15 protein-coding genes are annotated in these 22,158 nt (G+C 43.4%); 7 read left to right on the plus strand and 8 right to left on the minus strand.

Annotation, left to right across the window (positions count from 1 at the left end):
* From BLU33_RS17990 to BLU33_RS18015, 6 genes are all read right to left on the minus strand, one after another.
* Nucleotides 1-1,311: a cryptochrome/photolyase family protein gene (locus tag BLU33_RS17990; RefSeq protein ID WP_091380774.1), complete on the minus strand. Its 1,311-nt coding sequence runs from the start codon at nucleotides 1,309-1,311 to the stop codon at nucleotides 1-3.
* A 131-nt stretch (nucleotides 1,312-1,442) separates the two neighbouring features.
* On the minus strand, nucleotides 1,443-2,348 hold the full coding sequence (locus tag BLU33_RS17995; RefSeq protein WP_091376209.1) for a TIGR01777 family oxidoreductase: 906 nt from the start codon (nucleotides 2,346-2,348) through the stop codon (nucleotides 1,443-1,445).
* A gap of 185 nt (nucleotides 2,349-2,533) precedes the next feature.
* The gene (locus BLU33_RS18000) at nucleotides 2,534-2,845 is read right to left on the minus strand and encodes a Dabb family protein (RefSeq protein WP_091376212.1); all 312 of its coding nucleotides are present in this window, start codon (nucleotides 2,843-2,845) and stop codon (nucleotides 2,534-2,536) included.
* Nucleotides 2,846-3,106: 261 nt separating this feature from the next.
* Nucleotides 3,107-4,453 (minus strand): ABC1 kinase family protein, encoded by a 1,347-nt coding sequence (locus tag BLU33_RS18005; protein WP_232009327.1) that lies wholly within the window; start codon nucleotides 4,451-4,453, stop codon nucleotides 3,107-3,109.
* Nucleotides 4,454-4,533: 80 nt separating this feature from the next.
* On the minus strand, nucleotides 4,534-5,229 hold the full coding sequence (locus BLU33_RS18010) for an HAD family hydrolase (protein ID WP_091376216.1): 696 nt from the start codon (nucleotides 5,227-5,229) through the stop codon (nucleotides 4,534-4,536).
* Between the two features lie 97 nt (nucleotides 5,230-5,326).
* Complete coding sequence (locus tag BLU33_RS18015; protein ID WP_091376219.1) at nucleotides 5,327-5,989, minus strand: TetR family transcriptional regulator C-terminal domain-containing protein; 663 nt, start codon at nucleotides 5,987-5,989, stop codon at nucleotides 5,327-5,329.
* A gap of 279 nt (nucleotides 5,990-6,268) precedes the next feature.
* Between BLU33_RS18015 and BLU33_RS18020 the strand changes: the two genes are divergently transcribed.
* The 3 genes from BLU33_RS18020 to odhB all read left to right on the plus strand — a co-directional run bounded on the left by BLU33_RS18020 (nucleotide 6,269) and on the right by odhB (nucleotide 12,443).
* Nucleotides 6,269-7,594 (plus strand): DASH family cryptochrome, encoded by a 1,326-nt coding sequence (locus tag BLU33_RS18020; RefSeq protein WP_091376221.1) that lies wholly within the window; start codon nucleotides 6,269-6,271, stop codon nucleotides 7,592-7,594.
* A gap of 371 nt (nucleotides 7,595-7,965) precedes the next feature.
* Nucleotides 7,966-10,767, plus strand: a complete 2,802-nt coding sequence (locus BLU33_RS18025) for a 2-oxoglutarate dehydrogenase E1 component (protein WP_091376224.1) — start codon at nucleotides 7,966-7,968, stop codon at nucleotides 10,765-10,767.
* A gap of 86 nt (nucleotides 10,768-10,853) precedes the next feature.
* The gene (odhB, locus tag BLU33_RS18030; RefSeq protein ID WP_091376227.1) at nucleotides 10,854-12,443 is read left to right on the plus strand and encodes a 2-oxoglutarate dehydrogenase complex dihydrolipoyllysine-residue succinyltransferase; all 1,590 of its coding nucleotides are present in this window, start codon (nucleotides 10,854-10,856) and stop codon (nucleotides 12,441-12,443) included.
* 684 nt (nucleotides 12,444-13,127) lie between these two features.
* Here the strand turns inward: odhB and BLU33_RS18040 are convergent.
* Nucleotides 13,128-13,583 carry a DinB family protein gene (locus BLU33_RS18040; protein WP_091376233.1) on the minus strand — a complete coding sequence of 152 codons (456 nt, stop codon included), beginning with the start codon at nucleotides 13,581-13,583 and terminating at the stop codon, nucleotides 13,128-13,130.
* A 120-nt stretch (nucleotides 13,584-13,703) separates the two neighbouring features.
* Between BLU33_RS18040 and BLU33_RS18045 the strand changes: the two genes are divergently transcribed.
* The 4 genes from BLU33_RS18045 (at nucleotide 13,704) to BLU33_RS18060 (ending at nucleotide 19,498) form a co-directional block, all read left to right on the plus strand.
* Nucleotides 13,704-15,410 carry an ArnT family glycosyltransferase gene (locus BLU33_RS18045; protein WP_091376235.1) on the plus strand — a complete coding sequence of 569 codons (1,707 nt, stop codon included), beginning with the start codon at nucleotides 13,704-13,706 and terminating at the stop codon, nucleotides 15,408-15,410.
* Nucleotides 15,411-15,420: 10 nt separating this feature from the next.
* Complete coding sequence (locus BLU33_RS18050) at nucleotides 15,421-16,530, plus strand: hypothetical protein (RefSeq protein ID WP_091376238.1); 1,110 nt, start codon at nucleotides 15,421-15,423, stop codon at nucleotides 16,528-16,530.
* A gap of 601 nt (nucleotides 16,531-17,131) precedes the next feature.
* A complete protein-coding gene (gene dnaK, locus BLU33_RS18055; RefSeq protein ID WP_091376241.1) occupies nucleotides 17,132-19,036 on the plus strand; it encodes a molecular chaperone DnaK in 1,905 nt (634 codons plus the stop codon).
* 180 nt (nucleotides 19,037-19,216) lie between these two features.
* Nucleotides 19,217-19,498, plus strand: a complete 282-nt coding sequence (locus tag BLU33_RS18060) for a hypothetical protein (protein ID WP_091376244.1) — start codon at nucleotides 19,217-19,219, stop codon at nucleotides 19,496-19,498.
* A 242-nt stretch (nucleotides 19,499-19,740) separates the two neighbouring features.
* On the opposite strand, the gene BLU33_RS18065 is transcribed toward BLU33_RS18060, so the two are convergent.
* Nucleotides 19,741-22,131 carry a glycoside hydrolase family 31 protein gene (locus BLU33_RS18065; protein ID WP_232009328.1) on the minus strand — a complete coding sequence of 797 codons (2,391 nt, stop codon included), beginning with the start codon at nucleotides 22,129-22,131 and terminating at the stop codon, nucleotides 19,741-19,743.
* Between the last annotated feature and the right edge of the window lie 27 nt (nucleotides 22,132-22,158).

The following is a 22,158-nucleotide window of genomic DNA, read 5'->3' on the forward strand; positions in this document are numbered from 1 at the left end:
TTATTTAGCCAGGGCGGCTTTAAAAGCTTTCAGGCACCTATCTCGCGCGAACGCGTGATCAATAATGGGTTTTGGATATTTGCTGAAGTCGGCATATTCCGGAACCCATTTTTTTATGTAGATAAAATCAGGGTCGAACTTTTTAAGTTGTGAATCGGGGTTAAAGATCCTGAAATACGGCGCGGCATCCGTACCACTCCCCGCCGACCACTGCCAGCCGCCAACATTGCTGGCCATTTCATAATCCAACAGCTTACGGGCAAAATAGCGCTCGCCCCAGCGCCAGTCAATCAGCAAATCCTTTGATAAAAAACTGGCCACTATCATGCGTACCCGGTTATGCATATAACCTGTAGCATTCAATTCGCGCATGCCTGCATCAACCAGCGGAAAGCCTGTTTCGCCATTGCACCAGGCTTTGAATTGCTCTTCATCATTCACCCATTGTATCCGATCGTACTCCGGCCTGAAGGCATGATCCATCGTTTCAGGGAAATGATCCAGTATCATCATATAAAACTCACGCCATATGAGCTCATTCAGCCACGTTTTCTCGCTAAAGCTATTGGCTGTGTGTACAAGTTCCCTGATACTAACTGTGCCAAAACGCAAATGCAAGCCGATATGGGAGGTGCCATGCACACCGGGAAAATCTCTTTTTTCGGCGTAGTCCTTTATTACACCTTTATAATCTTTGCTTGGTATGGGCAGATCGCTTTTCTCAAAGCCTATCTCCCTTAAGGATGGAACAGGCAGTGCATCCGCCCTAAATAAATTTTTAAAATACTTTTTTGTAGGATAAGCCTTCAGGGAGAACGGCGCTAAGGTTTCATACCATTTACGCATATATGGCGTATATACCGTATAGGGCGAGCCATCGCTTTTAACAACCTCGTCCCTTTCAAAAATAACCTGATCTTTATAAGTTTTAAAGCTGATCTTATGCCGCTTTAACTTTTCAGCTACTGCTTCATCACGCTTTTTGGCATAAGGCTCATAATCATGATTGGTATAAACAGCGGCAACTGTATAGATTTTTAAAATATGATCCCAGGCATGTTCAACCTTATCATAAATCACCAATAAGCTGCTGTTATATTTTTCAAGCTCTTTATTAATATCTTCAATAGTTTGGTAGATGAAGGTTACCCGAGCATCATCCTTATCTTCCAGCTGGTCAAGTATCTCCCTGTCAAAAATAAACAGTGGTAAAACCGGGTGTTCCCCTTTTAAAGCATGGTATAAGCCTGCGTTATCCTCCAGCCTCAAATCGCGCCTGAACCAAAAAATGGAGATAGGAGTTTTCTTCATATTGATTATTACATTACCAAAGCACATTGTCATGCTGAGGAACGAAGCATCCATTATACATATGACAGCTCATCGCTTGCAGAATCAAACGCGGATAGGTTCTTCGCTATCGCTCAGAATGACAAACAAGGCTATCCATAGATCTCCTTCAACGCACTATCCAGCTCAGGGAATTCAAACTTAAACCCGGTCTCCTCTATTTTTTGTGGTGATACTTTGGTACTGCCAAGCACTATCGTGCTCATCTCGCCCAATAAAGTATCTAATACAAACGCGGGTACTTTTGGCGCCCATAGGGGCTTGTGCAAGTATTTGGCAACTGCACTGGTCATTTCTTCATTGGTTACCGGCACAGGCGCTACCATATTAAATGTACCTGCTAATTTATTATGCATAATAGCATACAGGTATAGCCTCACCACATCGTGCCAGTGTATCCAGGGTATCCATTGCTTACCATCGCCCAATGCCGAACCAACATACCATTTTATCGGATTAGCCAGTTGTGGCAGAGCCCCTCCTTTTTTATTGAGCACTACCCCTGTTCTGAACTTTACTATGCGTAAGCCTAATTCCTCGCCCTCATCAACGGCCTTTTCCCATGCTATGCAGCATTCAGCCAGAAAATCATCCGCAGGCTTGCTGTCCTCAGTTAACAATATATCGCCCCTGTCGCCATAATAACCCGTGGCCGATGCTGATATAACCGTATTAATTTTATGCGCCTTTTTCCGGAGCAGCTCATATATTAACCGTATCGATTTGGTGCGACTTTCAACCAACTCCTGTTTGCGCTTATTCGTCCAGCGTTTATCTGCAACTCCCTCACCGGCTAAGTGAATTATAGTATCAGCGCCATCAATACAGGCCTCGTCTATCTCGCCTTTATGCACATCCCACAAATAGGATTTCACCCTTGGGTCCTTCCCCGGCGAACGACTTAAATGGCTTACCTTATACCCCTGTGCTAACAATAATTTAGTTAGATCACCCCCAATTAATCCCGACCCGCCTGTTAATAATATATGTTTTTGCATGCTGTATATGTTGCTATTGCCTAAACGGCAAATACTATATAATCGACTGGCCCGTACTGTAATTCCTTTGAGTAGGCGAAACAGCAGTACACCAAGCCAATACTTTCATGTACGTGGAACAACGCAAAAGGCAAGGTGTTTCACCTTGCCTTTTCTTTTACTTAACTGGAGAAACCTAAGCCTGGCTAAACGTTCACGCTATCCTGTACTACCACTCTGGCACATAATGGTTTAGCATAACCATCAACAAATATTAAATGTATTGGGTCATCCTGGTAAGCATCCTGTGCTGCCTTATCGTCAAATAAAATGAGTAAGGATACATCATAAGAGCGATCTACCACATCACGATGCGTATCGGCAGGCACGCCAATATGTATATCGCGGATATGAGTAATGGGTCTCAATAAATTTAAACCTTCAATAAATTTTTGCAGATCTGCCTTATCCTTAAGCCAGAAATGTACGTGATGAACGAATGTGTTATTTAATGACATAGATAAATATTTTAACAAATATATACTGCAAAGTACTCACTGCAAACTGCCAACTATTTTATTAAGGGTGGTGGCAATGTGCGATTCCTTCCTTGGGGAAGGAGGAGGTAGGGGTTTAGTTATTTGCTTGGCGCTATGCAGAAACCCCTCCCTGCATTTACGCTCATCCCAACGCACCCCTCCCAGGAAGGGAATTAAAAAGGAAGCTTAATGCTCAAACACAAACTTGAGCAAACTGCCTACCGAGAACTGCCAACTGACTTAAGCAAACTGTTCCGTAACATGCGGTTTAAACGTATCCGTTTTCACCTTTGCCTTTAGCTCATGCAGTATATTATATAAACCGAAATTGGTACGGTTTACATATATAAAGTGCTTAACACCACGGGCCTGTTTAAACTCGGGCATTTTTGAGATCTTTTCGCCGAAGCCATACAGCTCATCAAAGAATTTGGTTTCGCCAAAATCAAAGCTAGCATCAATATAAGGCATGGCAAACAGGCTGATCATTTGCTTATACATCCCGTAATAAAACTCCACTTGCTGCGGCGTATCATCAGGGTGGATCATTTCCAGCAGGCGGAAAGCTTTAATAGTTTCCTCCTTGTTATCCAATAAATTGGTGGAGGTAAGCGAAAAGAACGGCGAATAAAAATCATCCGGCATCTCCTTAATACAGCCAAAATCAATTACCCCCAGCTTGCCATCCGGTGTGATCATAAAATTTCCAGGGTGCGGGTCGGCATGCACGGCCCGTAATTCATGCTGCTGAAAGTTATAAAAATCCCATAACGCCTGCCCTATTGTATTACGCAGTTCCTGTGATGGGTTGGTAGCTAAAAATTCCTTTAAATGTATCCCCTCCAACCAACTCATAGTAATAATACGTTTGCTGGATAGCTCCGGATAATAGGTAGGGAACACCACATTATCCAGGTTGGCGCAGGCATTGGAAAACTCAACCGAGCGACGGATCTCCAGCTCGTAATCGGTTTCTTCCAATAGGCGTTCTTCCACCTCGCGCATGTAAACATCCAGTTCCTTTTCGCTCATACCCAGCAAACGAAACGCGAATGGTTTAACCAGTTTCAGGTCGGATGATATAGAATCACCCACACCGGGATATTGAATTTTTACCGCTAGCTTCTTTCCTTTTAACTCCGCCTCATGCACCTGCCCTATTGATGCCGCATTGGTTGATCGCAGGTTAAATTTATCATAGATCTGCTCCGGTGTTTTGCCAAAATATTTTTTGAAGGTCTGCACAATCAGCGGCCCCGAAAGCGGCGGCGCGTTATATTGCGATTGAGAAAATTTGTCGACATAAGCCTGTGGCAGCAGGTTTTTATCCATGCTCAGCATTTGGGCCACTTTTAGGGCGCTGCCCTTCAGCTCGCTTAGTGATTCATAAATATCGGCTGCGTTATCCTCGTTAAGCTCGCTCCTATCCATATCAGGATTAAACAGCTTTTTTGAATAATGCTTAATATAATTACCACCAACCTTTATCCCGGTCTTCACAAACCGGCTTGATCGTTGTACTTTGCTGGTAGGTATGCTATTTTGCTCTTTCGGCGTATTGCTCATAATTTTTAGTTCATGGTTCATAGTTGATGGTTCATAGTAAAGCCCGTTTAGCGCTAACTCATCCTATTAATGGCCATGAACTATGAACCATCAGCTATGAACTAAATAAATAATGCAGCCAGTTTTTGCACTGTAAGCTCCGTGTAATCATTAATTACCAGGCCCGATGGCTGTAACTGATCTGCGGTATGGCCCGTGGTAATGCCTACCACTTTCATGCCAGCCGCGTTAGCAGCCTTAATACCTGCCAGCGAATCCTCAAAAACCACGCAATCTTCGGGCCGGGCTTTCAGTTCTTCTGCTGCCTTTAAAAATATCTGCGGATTGGGTTTACCCTTGCTCACCCTGCTCCCATCAATTATCGCTTCAAAATCATCCCTGATAGGTATTTTATTCAGGATGAATTCAATATCCTCCATCGTTGCCGATGAGGCTATGGCCATTTTTATGCCTGCATCCTTTAAGGCTGTCAAAAAGTTCTCCAATCCGTTTATCGGTGCTAAAAACGGTGCATAAATTTCACGGTAATAGCTTTCCTTTTCTTCCAGCAGTTGGTGCAACCCGGCTTCATCATATTTATCGCCGAATAATCTTCTCAGCGTTTCAATTATCGGTACGCCGCTAATTTCTGTTCTGTAAGTTTCCAATGTTAATGTGCCCAGATCATGCTTTTTAAAAAGGGCCTGCCATGATTTAAAATGATATGGGGTATTATCAATTAAGGTACCATCCATATCAAAAATTGCGGTAAAGTTTTTCAAAGGTTGATGTGTGTTGTTTGTTATGAAGATTGCCATTCTGAGCGATAGCGAAGAACCTTTGAAGGCGCATAACAAAGCAGCCAGGTTCTTCGCTATCGCTCAGAATGACAAAAGAATTAGTTTATCTGAATTTTTAAAACTGCCCGAAACCCATCTTTTCCTGCATACCGCCGTTCTTAACCAAAAACCTGCCGTACTCAAAAAGATTATCAATAGGCGAACGCTGAAACAGGTCGAAAGTTACATTAACGCCTTTTTCAATAGCCTCATCGGTTTTCTCAAACCCGGTTGAGTTATCATTGATCCAGAAGTGTAGCACAAAGCCAAACTGTACCCATAAGGCATCCTTGTATTTTTTGGAGAAGAACCTGCGGTCGGATAGTTCACCGGTTTCAATACCTTCTTTTATGATCTCCTGGGCAAAGCCTTCAAAAACCCCCTTAAGTTTTTCAAACACCCGTGGCGTTGTAAAACTTTTAGGCTGCTGTTGTATGCTGTAAACCGCAAAGCTGCGACTGCTTTTCAACTGTTCAAAAAAAGCATAAAAAAACGACAATCCTTTCTCACGCGAAGAATATTCAGGCCAAACTTGCTGCCCTCTTATCTCAATAAGCGTATTCAGCGCAAAGCCCTCCCATATACTTTGCTCCAATGCTTCAAACGAACCGAAATGCTGGTAAAACTCAGCTTCGGTCATTTTATTTTTCTTGGCGAATATGTATACCGATTTAGGCTGTGCGCCTTCTGTCAGTACAAAATCCATGTAAGCCTTTCTTATGCCTTCAATACTTGCCATAATTTATAAATTATAATTTAAAATTAGCGTTTATTAAGCACCTGTGTGTCATACTTATCTATAATTAAACATTGGGCTTGCACATATGTTTTACACCATCTGCCTTCGCTCAAAATTTCGGAGGAGGAGGCGACTAAAAGAAGATGGATGTGGTAAAATCAAGTGTAGAAATGTGCTTAAATGTTGAGAAGATGTCAAATATTAGCCTTAAATGCAAAAAAGATAGAAATATTTACAATTTTTGTCGTCTACTATTAATTTGCTGGGGCTTCATAAAAGATGAGTGGAAAAACAATCCTGGTTTGGTTTAGAAACGATTTACGAATACACGATAACGAAATATTGTTAGAAGCTATACGTAAGGCCGATAATGTATTACCTGTTTATTGCTTTGACCCCTATTATTTCACTAAAACCACATCTGGTGAACCAAAAACAGGTAACCTGCGTGCCCGTTTTCTTTTAGAATCTGTTGCCGACCTGCGCAAAAACCTCCAGGCCCGCGATGCTGAACTCATTATACGCACAGGTAACCCCGCCGAAATACTGCCGCAATTAGCCGAAGAATACCATATAAGCGAAGTATACCACCACCGTGAAGTAGCTTACGAAGAAACTGAAATATCCGAACAGGTTGAAGCTGCTTTATGGAAGATCAGGCTGAATCTGAAACATTTTATAGGCCATACTTTATACCATAAAGAGGACCTGCCATTCCCGATAAAGGACATCCCCGATAGCTTTGCCATATTTAAAAAGAAAATAGAACGCGACAGCGATGTGCGCCCTTTTGCAAGCACACCTGAGCATATTGTTACACCAGAAATAACCGACGCCGGTGAACTGCCCACCTTACAGCAATTAGGTTTGGATGAACCGGTCGACGATCCACGTGCTGCCATCAAGTTTATTGGGGGCGAAACTGAGGCTTTAAAGCAGCTGGACCAATATTTTATACACACCGAACAATTAGGCAAACAAAAACCAAAGAATGGATCGGCAAGCACGTGTATGTCATCACATCTTTCACCCTGGATAGCATTGGGCTGTATATCCCTGCGCCAGGTATATTGGGAGGTGATAAAGCATGAAGGCAGTACGCACAATAATAGTCCGCTGGTTTTGGAACTGCTTTGGCGCGATTATTTCAGGTTCATGTTTAAAAAGCATGGCCAAAAATTCATATCTGCCAAAGAAACTGATAACAGCGACGATTTTGCGGCCAACCAGGATGAGCTTTTCGAAAAATGGAAAACCGGCATCACTGGTGTTGCTTTGGTTGATGCTATTATGCACGAGCTAAACGCCACCGGTTACATTAATAATTATAGCAGGCAAATTGTAGCCGGCTTTTTGGTAAGTGTACTTAAAGTCGACTGGACAAAAGGTGCCGCTTATTTTGAGGAAAAGCTGATCGATTACTCGCCGGCAAGCAACTGGGGTAACTGGGCTTTCATAGCCGGCATAGGTAACGACCCGCGCGATAGCCGCTATTTTAACATAGCTAAACAGTTAAACGACCTCGACACCAAAAATGATTTTATTGCTACCTGGCTACCCGAGCTAAAGGATGTAAGCGATCAATACGCACATGTCACCCATTAGTAAATTAATAACCTGGCCGTAACATTTTAAGCGTTATTTCGTCTATCTATTATAAATCGTTCATCATGAACTCTTTTGAAGAATATACCGTAATTATTGGCTTGCTTGCAGTAATGTTCGAGGGCTTTTCCTACCTGCGCGATTATGTGCACAAGCTCCTGCATTAATTTTATTTTTTTGAGAATTTAGATAACGTTTTTTCAGTTCATACGTTAACCCAATGCGCTGGTTTTAGCTCCTATTTTAAAACAGCATAATTTTATGACAACCACTTTCCTCAATTCAGGGTAAAATATAAATGTTTTTTATCAATTAATTTAAATGTTTGTAAGCCGTTATGCTTACTTTTGTACGTTTTTAAGAATGATTACATGGATCGCCTAAATTATATAAATAGCGGAAACGCAGCTTTTATTGACTCCCTATATCAAGAATATCAACAGGACCCGTCAGCTGTTGATTTTGGATGGCAAAAGTTTTTTGAAGGATTTGATTTCGGAAGAGGTTCCGAAGCACCTGCTGCAAGTGCTGAAACCCCCGAGCATTTTTTAAAAGAGATCAATGTTTTAAACATGATCAACGGGTACCGTACACGCGGCCACCTGTTTGCTACCACCAACCCGGTGCGCGAGCGCCGCAAATATTACCCTGGTAAGGAACTGGAAACCTTTGGATTGAGTGATGCCGATATGGACACCGTATTTAACGCCGGTGTTGAAGTTGGTATTGGCCCTGCCAAACTGCGTGATATCCGCCAGTTATTGGAAGATACTTATTGCCGCAACATAGGTGCCGAATACCGCTATGTGCGCAACCCCATAAAAGTAAAATGGTTTGAAAGCCGCATGGAAACCAGCCGCAATACGCCATCATTCGGCGTTGAGCAAAAAAAGCTGATGTTTAACAAACTAAGCCACGCGGTTATTTTCGAGAACTTTTTAGGTACCAAATTCCTGGGGCAGAAACGTTTCTCATTAGAAGGCGCCGAAGCGTTGATACCCGCATTGGATTCTGTTATCCAAAAAGGAGCAACATTGGGTATCGAGGAGTTTATCATCGGTATGGCTCACCGTGGTCGCTTAAATGTCCTGTCGAACATCATGGAGAAAACCTACAAGGAAATTTTCTTTGAGTTTGAAGGTAAAAACTACGACGAAGATTCACCATTCAGTGGCGACGTTAAGTACCACCTGGGTTACTCAACTGATGTTACCGCATCTAACGGCAACAAGGTTCACCTAAGTCTTTGCCCTAACCCTTCGCACCTTGAAGCGGTTGACCCTGTTGTTGAAGGCTTAACACGTTCAAAAATTGATTTCAAATACAAAGGCGATCATACCAAAATAGCTCCTATATTAATTCATGGTGATGCTTCAGTAGCAGGCCAGGGAATTGTGTACGAGGTATTGCAGATGGAAAAATTGGATGGCTACCGCACAGGTGGTACCATACATTTGGTTATCAACAACCAGATCGGTTTTACCACCAATTATATCGATGCACGCTCAAGTACTTATTGTACCGACGTTGCTAAAACAGTATTATCACCGGTTTTTCACGTTAATGGTGATGATGTTGAGGCTTTGGCATATGTGGTTAATCTGGCAATGGAATACCGCCAGGCATTTCACGATGACGTATTTATAGACATCTTATGCTATCGCCGATATGGGCACAATGAGGCTGATGAGCCTAAATTCACCCAGCCGGTATTATACAAAGCCATCGAGGCACATGAAAACCCACGCGAGGTCTATCTGAAAAAATTAATAGCCGAAGGCAGCATTACCGAAACGCTGGCTAAGGATACTGAAAAAGAATTCCGCGATCTGTTACAACAGCAACTGGATGAGTCAAAAGCGGAAGAACGCTTTACCGATACCATACCCATGTTTAACGGAGCATGGGAAGGCCTGCATATTGCCACCGAAAGGGAAGCAATGGCAAAAACGGATACAGCTGTTCCAAAAGAGGAATTAATAGAAATTGGCAAGGTGTTAACCGAACTGCCAAAAAATAAAGAGTTTTTCAAGAAAATCGAGAAATTATTTCAGGACCGTAATGCCATGGTTAACAAAACCGGCGTATTCGACTGGGCTATGGGCGAACTACTTGCTTATGGCACACTGTTGAAAGACGGCCACCCGGTTAGGTTAAGTGGAGAGGACGTTAAACGTGGTACTTTCTCACATCGCCACGCGGTATTAACGCTGGCTGATTCTGAAGAAGAATATACTCCGATGGACAATGTAAATCCCGAAGCTAAATTCAGCATATATAACTCTTTATTATCTGAATATGGTGTTTTAGGTTTTGAATACGGCTACGCTTTAGCAAATCCTAATGCCTTAACCATTTGGGAAGCACAATTTGGCGATTTCTTTAACGGTGCACAGATCATTGTTGACCAGTACATAGCCAGCGCCGAAACAAAGTGGCAGCGTGGTAATGGTTTGGTAATGTTATTGCCGCATGGCTACGAAGGTCAGGGGCCTGAGCATTCATCAGCACGTATAGAGCGCTTTATGGAGCTTTGTGCCGATAACAATATCCAGGTTGCTAATTGTACAACACCTGCTAACTTCTTCCATATATTACGCCGCCAGATCTATCGCGACTTCCGTAAACCATTAATCGTATTTACGCCAAAGAGCCTGCTCCGCAGCCCTAAATGTGTATCGCCAATTGTTGATTTTACCGAAGGCAAATTCCAGGAGGTGATAGATGATACTTATGCTGAAGCTAAAAAGGTTAAACGTGTATTATTCTGCTCAGGTAAAATATATTATGACCTGCAGGAGAAACAACAAACCGATCAGCGCAAGGATGTGGCAATAGTACGTATAGAACAGCTATACCCTACCCCGGTACAGCAAATGGCTAAAATAAAGGCCAAATACAGCAAAGCCACCGAGTTTATATGGGTACAGGAAGAACCTGAGAACATGGGCGCATGGCCATATATGTGCCGCAAATTCCGCAAGGAGGATGTGCTTAAACTGGATGTGATATCACGTATTGAAGGTAGTAGTACAGCTACAGGCTTTGCTAAACAACACGCCGCTCAACAACTGTACATTATTTCAAAAGCATTTGAATCACCGGTTGGCCCTGAGTTAAAAGAAAAGATCAAGAAAACAACACAAAAAATGGCTACGGCCAGCGCAGATTAATATTTGTGAGTGGTGAATGGTGAGCAGTGAATTGTTAAAACAACCACTCACCATTCACCGCTCACTACTCACACAAACATAACAACATGAGTTTAGAGATCAAAGTTCCGCCGGTAGGCGAATCAATTACCGAAGTTACCCTGTCATCATGGCTAAAAAAAGATGGTGATACCGTGAAAATGGATGAAGTAATTGCCGAATTAGAATCAGACAAAGCCACATTTGAGCTTACTGCCGAAAAAGCCGGGACTTTAAAAACTATAGCCAAAGAAGGCGACACCTTAGCAATTGGCGCACCTGTTGCCCGTATTGAAGACGGCGGTGCGGCATCAACCTCTGCTCCTGTTATCGAAAGCGCACCTGCTGTTAAAGCAGTTAGCGAAGCAGTAGCGACACCTGCGGATACTACTAACCCATCTGCCGGAGCAAGCACATCTGAAATAAAAGTTCCACCGGTAGGTGAGTCAATTACCGAAGTTACTTTATCACGCTGGATCAAGAAGAACGGCGATACCGTAGCTATGGATGAAGCCATTGCCGAGCTGGAATCAGACAAAGCAACATTTGAATTAACTGCAGATAAAGCAGGCACATTAAACACCATAGCTAAAGAAGGCGATGTATTAGCCATTGGCGCACCTGTTGCCAGTATTACCGGTGGCGGTGGTGTATCAGGCGGAGGAAGCCCGGCAGCAAGTCCTGCCGCAACTACTTCAGCCCCTGCAGCTGCACCTGTTGTTGTATCCGATAAAAATTACGCTACAGGCACACCATCGCCTGCAGCAGCAAAAATACTAGCCGAAAAAGGCATAGACCCATCTGCTGTTAGCGGTAATGGGGTTAATGGCCGTATCACTAAGGAAGATGCAATAAAAGCTAACCTGGTATCAGAAAGCCCTCAAGCTCCTATTCCACCGGCAGCAAAACCATCTCCGGTTGCCGCTACCCAGGCAACGCCTGTATCATTTAGTGGCGACAGGGCTGACCGTCGCGAAAAAATGTCGTCGTTACGTAAAACAGTTGCCAAACGTTTGGTAGCCGTTAAAAATGAGACCGCGATGCTGACCACTTTTAATGAAGTGGACATGTCGCCGATCATGGAGATCCGTGCCAAATACAAGGATAAATTTAAAGAGAAAAATGGTGTTGGCTTAGGTTTTATGTCGTTCTTCACCAAAGCAGTTTGCGAAGCATTAAAAGAATGGCCTTCAGTTGGCGCGCGTATAGATGGCGACGAAATAGTTTTCAGCAATTATGCTGATATCTCGATAGCTGTATCAGCCCCTAAAGGCCTGGTAGTACCTGTTATCCGCAATGCAGATAGTATGAGCCTTGCCCAAATTGAAAAAGCGGTTGCAGCCCTTGCCGTTAAAGCACGCGAAAGTAAATTAACACTGGAAGAAATGACAGGCGGTAACTTTACCATCACTAACGGTGGTGTTTTTGGTTCACTCTTATCAACCCCTATCATCAACTCACCGCAATCGGCTATTTTAGGCATGCACAACATAGTTGAGCGCCCAATTGCCCTAAACGGACAAGTTGTTATCCGCCCGATGATGTACATCGCCCTATCCTATGATCACCGCATCATTGATGGCCGCGAATCGGTAAGCTTCCTGGTACGTGTAAAACAATTACTGGAAGACCCAACAAGATTATTACTGGGCGTGTAGCCCCTAACCCCTAAAGGGGAAATAAGAAAGGGCCCGGTTGGATATTTCAACCGGGCTTTTTTATGTTTAGCTATTCTCCGCCCGTCATTGCGAGGAACAGCCCGACCCGAACTTGTTTCGGGAAGTAATTCCCGTACAAATTCCTCTGGTTACTTATCTATTGAGTCGAATGGTATCGCTCATAGCCGCTAAGGCCTATTTCTTTTGTCTTGATACAAAAGAAACAAAAAATCAAGTCAGTCGAAATGCTTCTTTGCCGCACAGGGCCATTGCGCTGCAAATCAGGCAAAACCTAGGCTGCTATATTTTTACCCTGCTGTCGCTACTCACCTGGCCTTTGCGCTTCTGTAAAAATCTGCTATGCCCTGCCACTGCACAAGGCCACCATCGTTTTGCCTGTTTTCGCCAGAAGCTGTTCTACTGACGGAGCTACCTAAGATGAGGAAACTTTAATTGAACCGTAATTAAAAGCGGGTAAAGGCCCGACAAAAAGCGCGGGCCTGGGTGTTTTGCCTGTGGGCGGAAGGATCTTTTTGTCTTGATTTTTTGCTACCTTTTGTATCAAGACAAAAGTAGTAGCCTCCGCGGCAATGAGCGGCTGCATGCGATAGGTAAACGATATACTAATTGCCCTATGCAGCCGGGGATTGCTTCGCACCTCGCAATGACGCTTCAATAATCAACCTACACCAACTTCCTCAACGACATAATATACCCAATATGCAATCCCTCATGGAAAGGCAAAAAGGCTACCGCCTCCTCAATACTGCTTAATTCAATACCATAACGGGTCATAACTTTGGTATAATCAACAAAGATCTCTTTATCCAGGTCGGCTTCCAGTTTTTCAAGACTTATGAATAATTGTTCTTTAATAAATGCGATTTCTACCTCATCAATAAACCGCTCAGGCTTGGTACCTGGTTTATAGGTATGGAAAAAATCTTCGCTAACTGTGGTATTAAGCCCCGAGCGTTTGTAGCAAATACCTTGCTGCGCAGCAATCATATGGCCCAGGTTCCAGGCAATATTATTATTAAAACTTGTTGGTACTTTATTTAATTGTTCGGTGCTTAAATGTTCAATTTCTTTAAGTACCAGGATGCGCGGTTGTTTTATAATGTCGATAGATCGTTTCATTGGGTGATAAAACTTGGAGGCTAATGTGAGAAAAATATTTTAATCGGGGCGATGTATTTGCTGCCTTTCAGCTTAAAGGGTTTTATTATAACTTTACAGCTTTAACAAACACAAGCATTAATGCCGGAGCTAACTGCAAACAAAACTTTTCAGTCGAATAAAACCATCTGGTATTTCTTATTGGCGTGGACCGCCCTGAACATCATTCAGGCCTACACCCTCGAGCTCCATGCCGATGAAGCCTACTATTGGCTCTACTCCCGATTTTTGGATTGGGGCTATTTTGATCACCCGCCTATGGTGGCCCTGTTCATCCGCTTTGGCGATAGCATTATGCATAACGAGCTGGGCTTGCGCATATTAACCATTACCGTTAGCACAGCATCGATATACATATTATGGCTCATCCTTAAAAAATATAATGCTAATGCCAGGCTGTTCATTGTGGTGATATCCTGCATGTTCATGGTGCATATGTACGGCTTTACCACCACGCCCGATGCGCCGCTGTTCTTCTTCGCGGTAGTGTTCTATTATTTTTATCAGCGCTATATTGATAACGATAGCTGGATTTTAGCTTTAGTATTAGGACTGGTTGTGGCCTGCCTTTTATACAGTAAATACCATGCTGTGCTGCTGATCGGTTTTACGGTACTGGCTAACCTTAGTTTATTAAAACGTTGGTCGTTCTGGTTCATTGTTGTGCTGGCGGCCGTGTTATTTATACCGCATATTTTGTGGCAGGTACACCACAATTTTCCATCGTTAAACTACCATCTTTCGGAGCGTTCGGCAGATAAATATCATCCTGAGTTTACCTACTTGTACCCATTAGGGCAGATATTAATGGCAGGGCCACTTGTTGGCTGGTACTTGTTTTACAGAGGTTTCAGCGCACGGGTTACCGATGCTTTCACCCGCTGCCTAATGGTTAATAGCATAGGCACACCTATCTTTTTCCTGATCAGCTCCTTCCGCGGCGAAGTACAACCACAGTGGACCTATATCGCCTTTGCCCCTTTGATCCTGCTCATTCTCATCAGCTTTGCTCAAAAACCTGTTATACCCAAATGGTTTTACCCGGTGGCCATCATCAATATTGTTATTATTGTTGCGATTAGAATCTGCTTAATTTCAGGTATACCTATAGGTCGTTTGCAGAGTCAGTTTGGGTTTAAAAACTGGTCGTATGTGGTAAAGCAAAAGGTTGGCGATCATTATGTAATATTCAACGAAGGCTTTCAGAACCCATCTAAATACGACTATTACAACAATACGCTAAAGGGCTTTGCCTATGATTCCCGCTATTACCGCAGCACGCAATTTGATATCTGGCCTATTGAAGATAGTCTGCAGCATAAACGTGTTTATTATCTGCTAACCTACAACTCACCCGGTGTTACTACCGACTCTATAAAAGTTAGCGCCGGCACCTGGTATGGCGGCTGGGTTGACGATGTGCGCACTTACCAAAAAGTTATCATTGATAACGGCAACTATAAAATGAGTGCAGCGCCGGGGCAAAAGATCAAATTTAACCTCACGATCACTAATCCATACCCTTACGCTATCGATTTCAGCAACAAAGGCTGGCAGCACAAGGTATTTATGGAGGCCTGTTTCTTTAATGAAAAAGGCGAAATGCAATCACAGCTTACCGATACTAGTTTCAATAAAATTGCGTTAAAGCCCGGGCAAAGCACCCATTATAGTTTCACAATTGTCAGCCCAAAGCAAAAAGGCAGGTACGATTTGCTATTTTCGCTCCAGACAGAGCCTTTTGTTGGCAGCAAGAACAGCAGGATCGTTAAATTTACAGTCGAATAACCCCCAGCAAATGATCAAAAAATTCTACTTACTCATCATTCTTTCTTTTTTCAGCTCTGCGATAGCTTTTGCGCAAACTAATTTTGTGCAGCAGCAAACCGATTTCATGCAGCAGCAAACATTTTCAGCAGATACAACCAAAACAAAGCAGGTAAACACCGCTTCGGTTGATTTTCACTTCAATGCGCTGGCATGGCTGGATAACCGGGAATATAAGGCCTTTATCCCGCGCTCACGCACTTATTCGGGTACACGCACCGCTATTGATTTCGGCTTGAACCTGGATAGCCTGAACCATTTTGTGGTAGGTACCAATGCCATACATGAGTTTGGCGCGCAGCCATACTTTTTGAATGCTGTGCCGATAGCTTACTACAATTATCACAGCTCTAAATGGTTATTTAATGCCGGTGAATTCCCGAGGGCCGGATTAATAGACGACTACCCGCGTGCCATGCTGAATGATACTTTGATGTATTACCGCCCCAATGTTGAGGGTTTGCTGGCGCGATATGGCAACCAGCATTTCTGGCAAACAGGCTGGATAGATTGGGTGAGCCGCCAAACCGATACCCAGCGCGAAGAGTTTTTATTCGGGGCCGAAGGTAAATATACACCAGGCAATGGCCTGTTTTATATAAGAGATTACTTTATGATGGAGCATGATGCCGGTGCTGCCATATTACAACCAACCGACCATATATTTGACAATGGTGCTGTTGAAGTGCGCTTAGGATTAAACTTCAGCCATAAAACATTCCTTGATTCCCTATCATTTGAAGCAGGTAACCTTAGCTCATTTTTAAGGGAACGCGGCAAAACAGGCTGGCAAACGCGTAACGGATTTATGTTCAGCGCTTATGCAGGTTACCACAGGTTTGCCGTGTTTGAAGAATTGTACAAAGGCCAGGGCAGTATCATCTACTACGGCGACTCTTACTACGAAAAAACATTTTATGATCGTGTGGATCTGATCTTTACACCTTTCCTGTCGGGCCGTGTTAAAGGGCAATTTATAGCCAGCTTCCACTTTACACCCGGGCATGCTAATGACAACCAGGAGGTTTTCAGGGTGACGTATGATTTGGGGAGGAAGACGATTGCAAGGTTTAAGGATTAGCAACGTCATATAAACGATTATATTTATAAATGGTAAGCTTGTTTTCAGGCTTGCCATTTTTTTATTTTCTACCCCTTGCTGTGTACGCGTACTACCTGTGCTTAAACCATAAGTGTTCAGAAGATTAAAGAAAGGGTCATGCTGAGGCGCTCGAAGCATGCGGGCAGAGGCCTTTACGCTTACCCTTCGAGTACCTCAGGCTGACCCTACGCTCAATATTTGTAATAAAATAAATCTTCCGAACACCTATGGTGCTTAAACCCGAAGTTTCGTGTTAGGGGTTGAAGCGGATACCGGCTTGTGACTAAGGCCTGTGCAGTATAAGCGGAAGACCCGACCCGTAGGGAAACACCCTAAATATAATTGTCGCTTTTATCAAACACACCTCTTTCAATAAAGTAATCTTGCGTATTGCTTTCTATTGACATAAGTCAAATTCTGCCAACCTGTCACCGTCAAATTATTACAATCTGACTATTTATTACCTTTCAGCTTTCTCCTTTCAGCCTTTTAGCTAAATATTAACTGCCAAACCAACATTGGCACAAGCCTTGTTAAATACTTTGTAATTAAATTATTCAATCAAGAAAAAACAATATATATGTCTAAAATCATTGGAATCGACTTAGGGACAACAAACTCTTGCGTGGCTGTAATGGAAGGTAATGAACCTGTAGTTATACCAAACAGCGAGGGCAAGCGCACTACACCATCAGTAGTAGCTTTTGTTGACAACGGCGAACGTAAAGTGGGTGATCCGGCGAAGCGTCAGGCTATCACCAATCCTACAAGAACTATTTATTCAATCAAACGCTTTATGGGTAACAACTTTAACGAAGTTACCAAAGAAGCTGCACGTGTGCCTTACACCGTGGTTAAAGGTGATAACAACACCCCACGCGTTGAAATTGGCGACCGTAAATATACTCCACAGGAAATTTCAGCTATGATACTTCAGAAAATGAAGAAAACAGCTGAGGATTTCCTAGGACACGAAGTTACCGAAGCGGTTATTACCGTTCCGGCTTATTTTAACGATGCACAGCGCCAGGCTACTAAGGAAGCCGGTGAAATTGCAGGCTTAAAAGTACGTCGTATCATAAACGAACCTACTGCTGCTGCCCTGGCTTATGGCCTTGACAAAGCACACCGCGATATGAAAATTGCTGTGTTCGATTGCGGTGGTGGTACACATGACGTATCAGTACTTGAACTTGGCGATGGCGTGTTTGAAGTAAAAGCAACCGACGGTGATACTCACCTAGGTGGTGACGACTTTGACCAGGTAATTATCGACTGGTTAGCTGACGAATTTAAAAGCGACGAAGGCATCGACCTGCGTAAAGACCCTATGGCGCTGCAACGCTTAAAAGAATCGGCTGAAAAAGCTAAAATTGAATTATCAAGCACTACTCAAACTGAAATTAACTTACCATACATTACTGCTAATGATGGTATGCCTAAGCACTTGGTTAAAACTTTAACCCGCGCTAAATTTGAGCAATTAGCTGATAGCTTAATCAAACGTACTATCGATCCTTGCCGTTCAGCATTGAAAAATGCAGGCTTAAAAACTACTGATATCGACGAGATCATTTTAGTAGGTGGTTCAACCCGTATCCCTGCTATACAGGAAGCTGTTGAAAAATTCTTCGGTAAAGCACCTTCAAAAGGTGTAAACCCTGATGAAGTGGTAGCTATTGGTGCTGCTATTCAAGGTGGTGTATTAACCGGCGAAGTTAAGGATGTGTTATTATTAGACGTTACCCCGCTTTCATTAGGTATTGAAACTATGGGTGGTGTAATGACCAAACTGATAGAAGCTAACACTACTATCCCAACTAAAAAATCTGAAACTTTCTCAACTGCGTCTGATAGCCAGCCGTCAGTAGAGATCCACATATTACAAGGTGAGCGCCCAATTGCTTCAGGCAACCGTACTATTGGCCGTTTCCACTTAGATGGAATACCACCAGCACCTCGTGGCGTACCTCAGATCGAAGTAACTTTTGATATTGATGCTAACGGTATATTACACGTAGCAGCTAAGGATAAAGCTACCGGTAAAGAGCAAAAGATCCGTATCGAAGCTTCTTCAGGTTTATCAGATGCTGATATCAAGAAGATGAAAGAAGAAGCTGAAGCTAACGCTGATGCTGACAAAGCAGCAAAAGAAGAAGTTGAAAAACTGAACTCTGCTGATGCCCTGATCTTCTCAACTGAAAAACAATTGAAGGAGTATGGCGATAAGATCCCTGCTGACAAAAAAGCACCGATTGAAGAAGGCTTAACAAAATTGAAAGCCGCTTACGCGTCAAAAGATCTTTCTGCAATTGAAACTGCCCAGAATGAGTTAAACACTGCATGGACAGCTGCATCAGAAGATATGTACAAAGCTGCTGCTGACGCAGGACAACAACCAGGCGCAGGTGAAGCAGGACCAGAAGCACACGCTGAAGGTAATGCCGACAATGTTACTGATGTTGACTTTGAAGAAGTAAAATAATAGCCCGAAAGGGATCATATACCAAGCCCGGCTGGTTTTCCAGCCGGGCTTTTTTTTGGTTAATTATCTCCACGCGTCATTGCGAGGTACGAAGCAATCTCTATGCAATACGGAGCAGGTTGATTTATCTATTGAGTCGCATGGTATCGCTCATAGCCGCTAAGGCCTATTTCTTTTGTCTTGATACAAAAGAAACAAAAAATCAAGTCAGCAGAAATGCTTCTTTACCGCACAAAGCCTCTGCGCTGCAAATCAGGCAAAACCTGGGCTGCTATATTTTTACCCCCTGCTTCGCCGCTCATGCCCCACGCTTCAGTAAAAATCTGCTATGCCCTGCCATTACGCAAGGCCACCATCGTTTTGCCTGATTTCACCCGAAGCTGTTCTACTGACGGGGGAAGAAGCTTAACTGAAACGGATCAAAAAAGCGTCGGCCCTGACAACAAGGGCGGGCCAGCGTAGGCGGGAATGCCGGTTTAGCTTTTTGTGTGATGGGAGATACGAAGTATCGAACAGCGAAAAAAGCGTGAAGAACCGGCAGGGAGCTGGGAAGCATCCTTGTTGTCTTGATTTTTTTGGTTACTTTTTGTATCAAGACAAAAAGTGACTTCTTAGCGAAAAGCGATACCATGTGACAAGTCTGCAACATGCAATTCGCCGGGATTGCTTGTTCCCCCATGACGCCGGGTAAGAGACAAGATATACTAATACTGAATCTTTATCTCCTTATTCTCATTAACAAACAAACTATAATCAGTACCATCACCGGTATTCGGCCATATCTTCGTATCCTTGCCATTTACTTTAAAGGTTTTCAGGTGCCCTTTAAAACCATGTAGTACCAGCTCAATCTTATTATATTTTGATACGAATGAACCTTCAACAGCTGATAAACTGATCACATTTTTTGCAGGATCAAAGCTGATATTACGTTTGTAATAAACACCTTTTTGATAATCATAAGATGAACCATCATCCTCATAATAAACAAATGAATTAGCTGCTGAACCATACCAAACATTGATTTTCAGGATCCCATCACCTTTTTCGCTGGTGCTTTGTACCAGGTTTTGCATGGGGATAATGGCGCTGCCTTTTATAAATACGGGTAGATCTGTTAACGGAGCGGGTGCATTAATGATCCGGCCGCCCACAAATTTCTCACCACTGCTCAAGCGGTACCATTCGCCTTTGGGCAGGTAAACATCTTCATTAAACTTAGTACTTTCAACCGGGGCAACCAAAATGGCATCGCCGAACATAAACTGGTTTTGGAAATGCTCGGAGAAGATACTGTCCTCCTGTGTGTAATCAATAGCCAACGTGCGACTTAACGGCAAGCCCGTTTGGTGTGATTGATAATAACCGGAATAAATATAAGGCAGCAATTTATAACGCTGTTCTATATCCTTGCGAATGATAGCCTCATTATCCTTGCCCCAGCGCCATGGTTCGCGGTAATTGGTACCTTGCGCGGCGTGGTTACGGAACATGGGCGTATACACCCCTAATGAGTTCCAGCGGACCATCAGCTCAGGTGTTGGGTTGCCTGTAAACCCGCCAATGTCCACCCCTACCAATGACATGCCTGTTATACCCAAACTATTCACCAAGCGCTGACCGAGCAGCATATGCGCGTCATAGGCAGAGTTATCCCCCGTCCACACGGCTGAGAAGCGTTGTGTGCCTGAATAAGCCGCGCGTGTAAGCACGAACGGTCTTTTATTTCCTAAGATCTTTTTAGTACCTAAATAGGTAGCCTCGGCCATTTGCATACCGTAAACATTACGTATCTCGGGCATATAATACTTGCCGAATTTCACCATCCACGGGATGCTTTGATTCCATACAGCGGGTTCATTCATATCATTCCAGAAACCCTCAACACCAGGCTCGGTTAAAGCGGTAAATGATGCCCCCCACCAGTCGCGCACCGCCTTGTCTGTAAAATTGGGGAAATAACAGCGGCCAGGCCATACGCTGCCAATGTATTTTTCACCATCGGGATAGGTGGCAAAATATCCTTTGGCTACACCCTCATCATGTTGTTTATAGCCATCCTCAACCTTAATACCCGGGTCAACAATAGTAACGAGGTGAAAGTTCATGGCTTTAAGCTTGTCTATCATCCCTTTCGGATCAGGGAAAGTCTGCTTGTTCCAGGTAAATATTTTATAGTGATCCATGTAATCAATATCGCAATACACTACATCGGCAGGGATCTTATCTTCTCGTAATTTACTGGCGATGTCAAGCACTTCCTCAGCGCTCATATAGCTCCAGCGACATTGCTGATAGCCAAGGCTCCAGAGCGGCGGCATTTCCATTCTGCCGGTTAGCCAGGTATAATCCTCAATAATCTGCGCCACGCTTTGCGCGCCGAAAAAATAATAGTTCATATCACCGCCATCGGCACCAAACCAGCTCATTTGCTCATCGGTTGAGGCTCCGAAATCGAAATAACTTTTATGTGTATTATCAAAAAACAGCCCGTAGCTCAGGCCATTGTGCAGGCCCACAAAAAATGGGAAGGTTTCATATAAAGGGTCCGTTTTAGGGCCATGATCGGGAGCATCGGTATTCCAGTTCACATAAGCGCTTCCCCTGCGGTCAAGATTACCCGTCTTTTCACCCAAACCAATGAACCGCTCATCCTTATATAGTTTGCGGTAATTAACTACTCTTGTCCCCTGCCAGTTAGTGCCAAAACGTGGATCATCCTCGCTCAGCACCTTACCATCAGCAGTAGAAAAATCAAACCTCAGTGGCGATTTGTTGATATGCAATGTTAATGCTGAAGTACTTACGGTAATATCAGTAGCAGTTTCCTTATAATTTAAAGTAGATTCAGGATCTTTTACCACCGCGAATGAACTATCAGCACTATGCTCCTTGCTGATGCTTACCCTTATAATAGTAGGACTATATACCCAAACTCTTGCTTCGGCTTCTTTTGTTTTGATAAGCAAAACGTTATTTTGCTGTGTTACGCTTTCGGCATTTCCTAATATTTCTGTATCCATATGTTGCTGGGCAAACAGGTTAGATGAATAAATTACTAACAGGATAACGAGCGAATAACAATAACGTTTCATTTTTTACGAATTGGTAGATTCAAATGT

Source organism: Mucilaginibacter mallensis (genome assembly GCF_900105165.1).
Classification (GTDB): Bacteria; Bacteroidota; Bacteroidia; order Sphingobacteriales; family Sphingobacteriaceae; genus Mucilaginibacter; species Mucilaginibacter mallensis.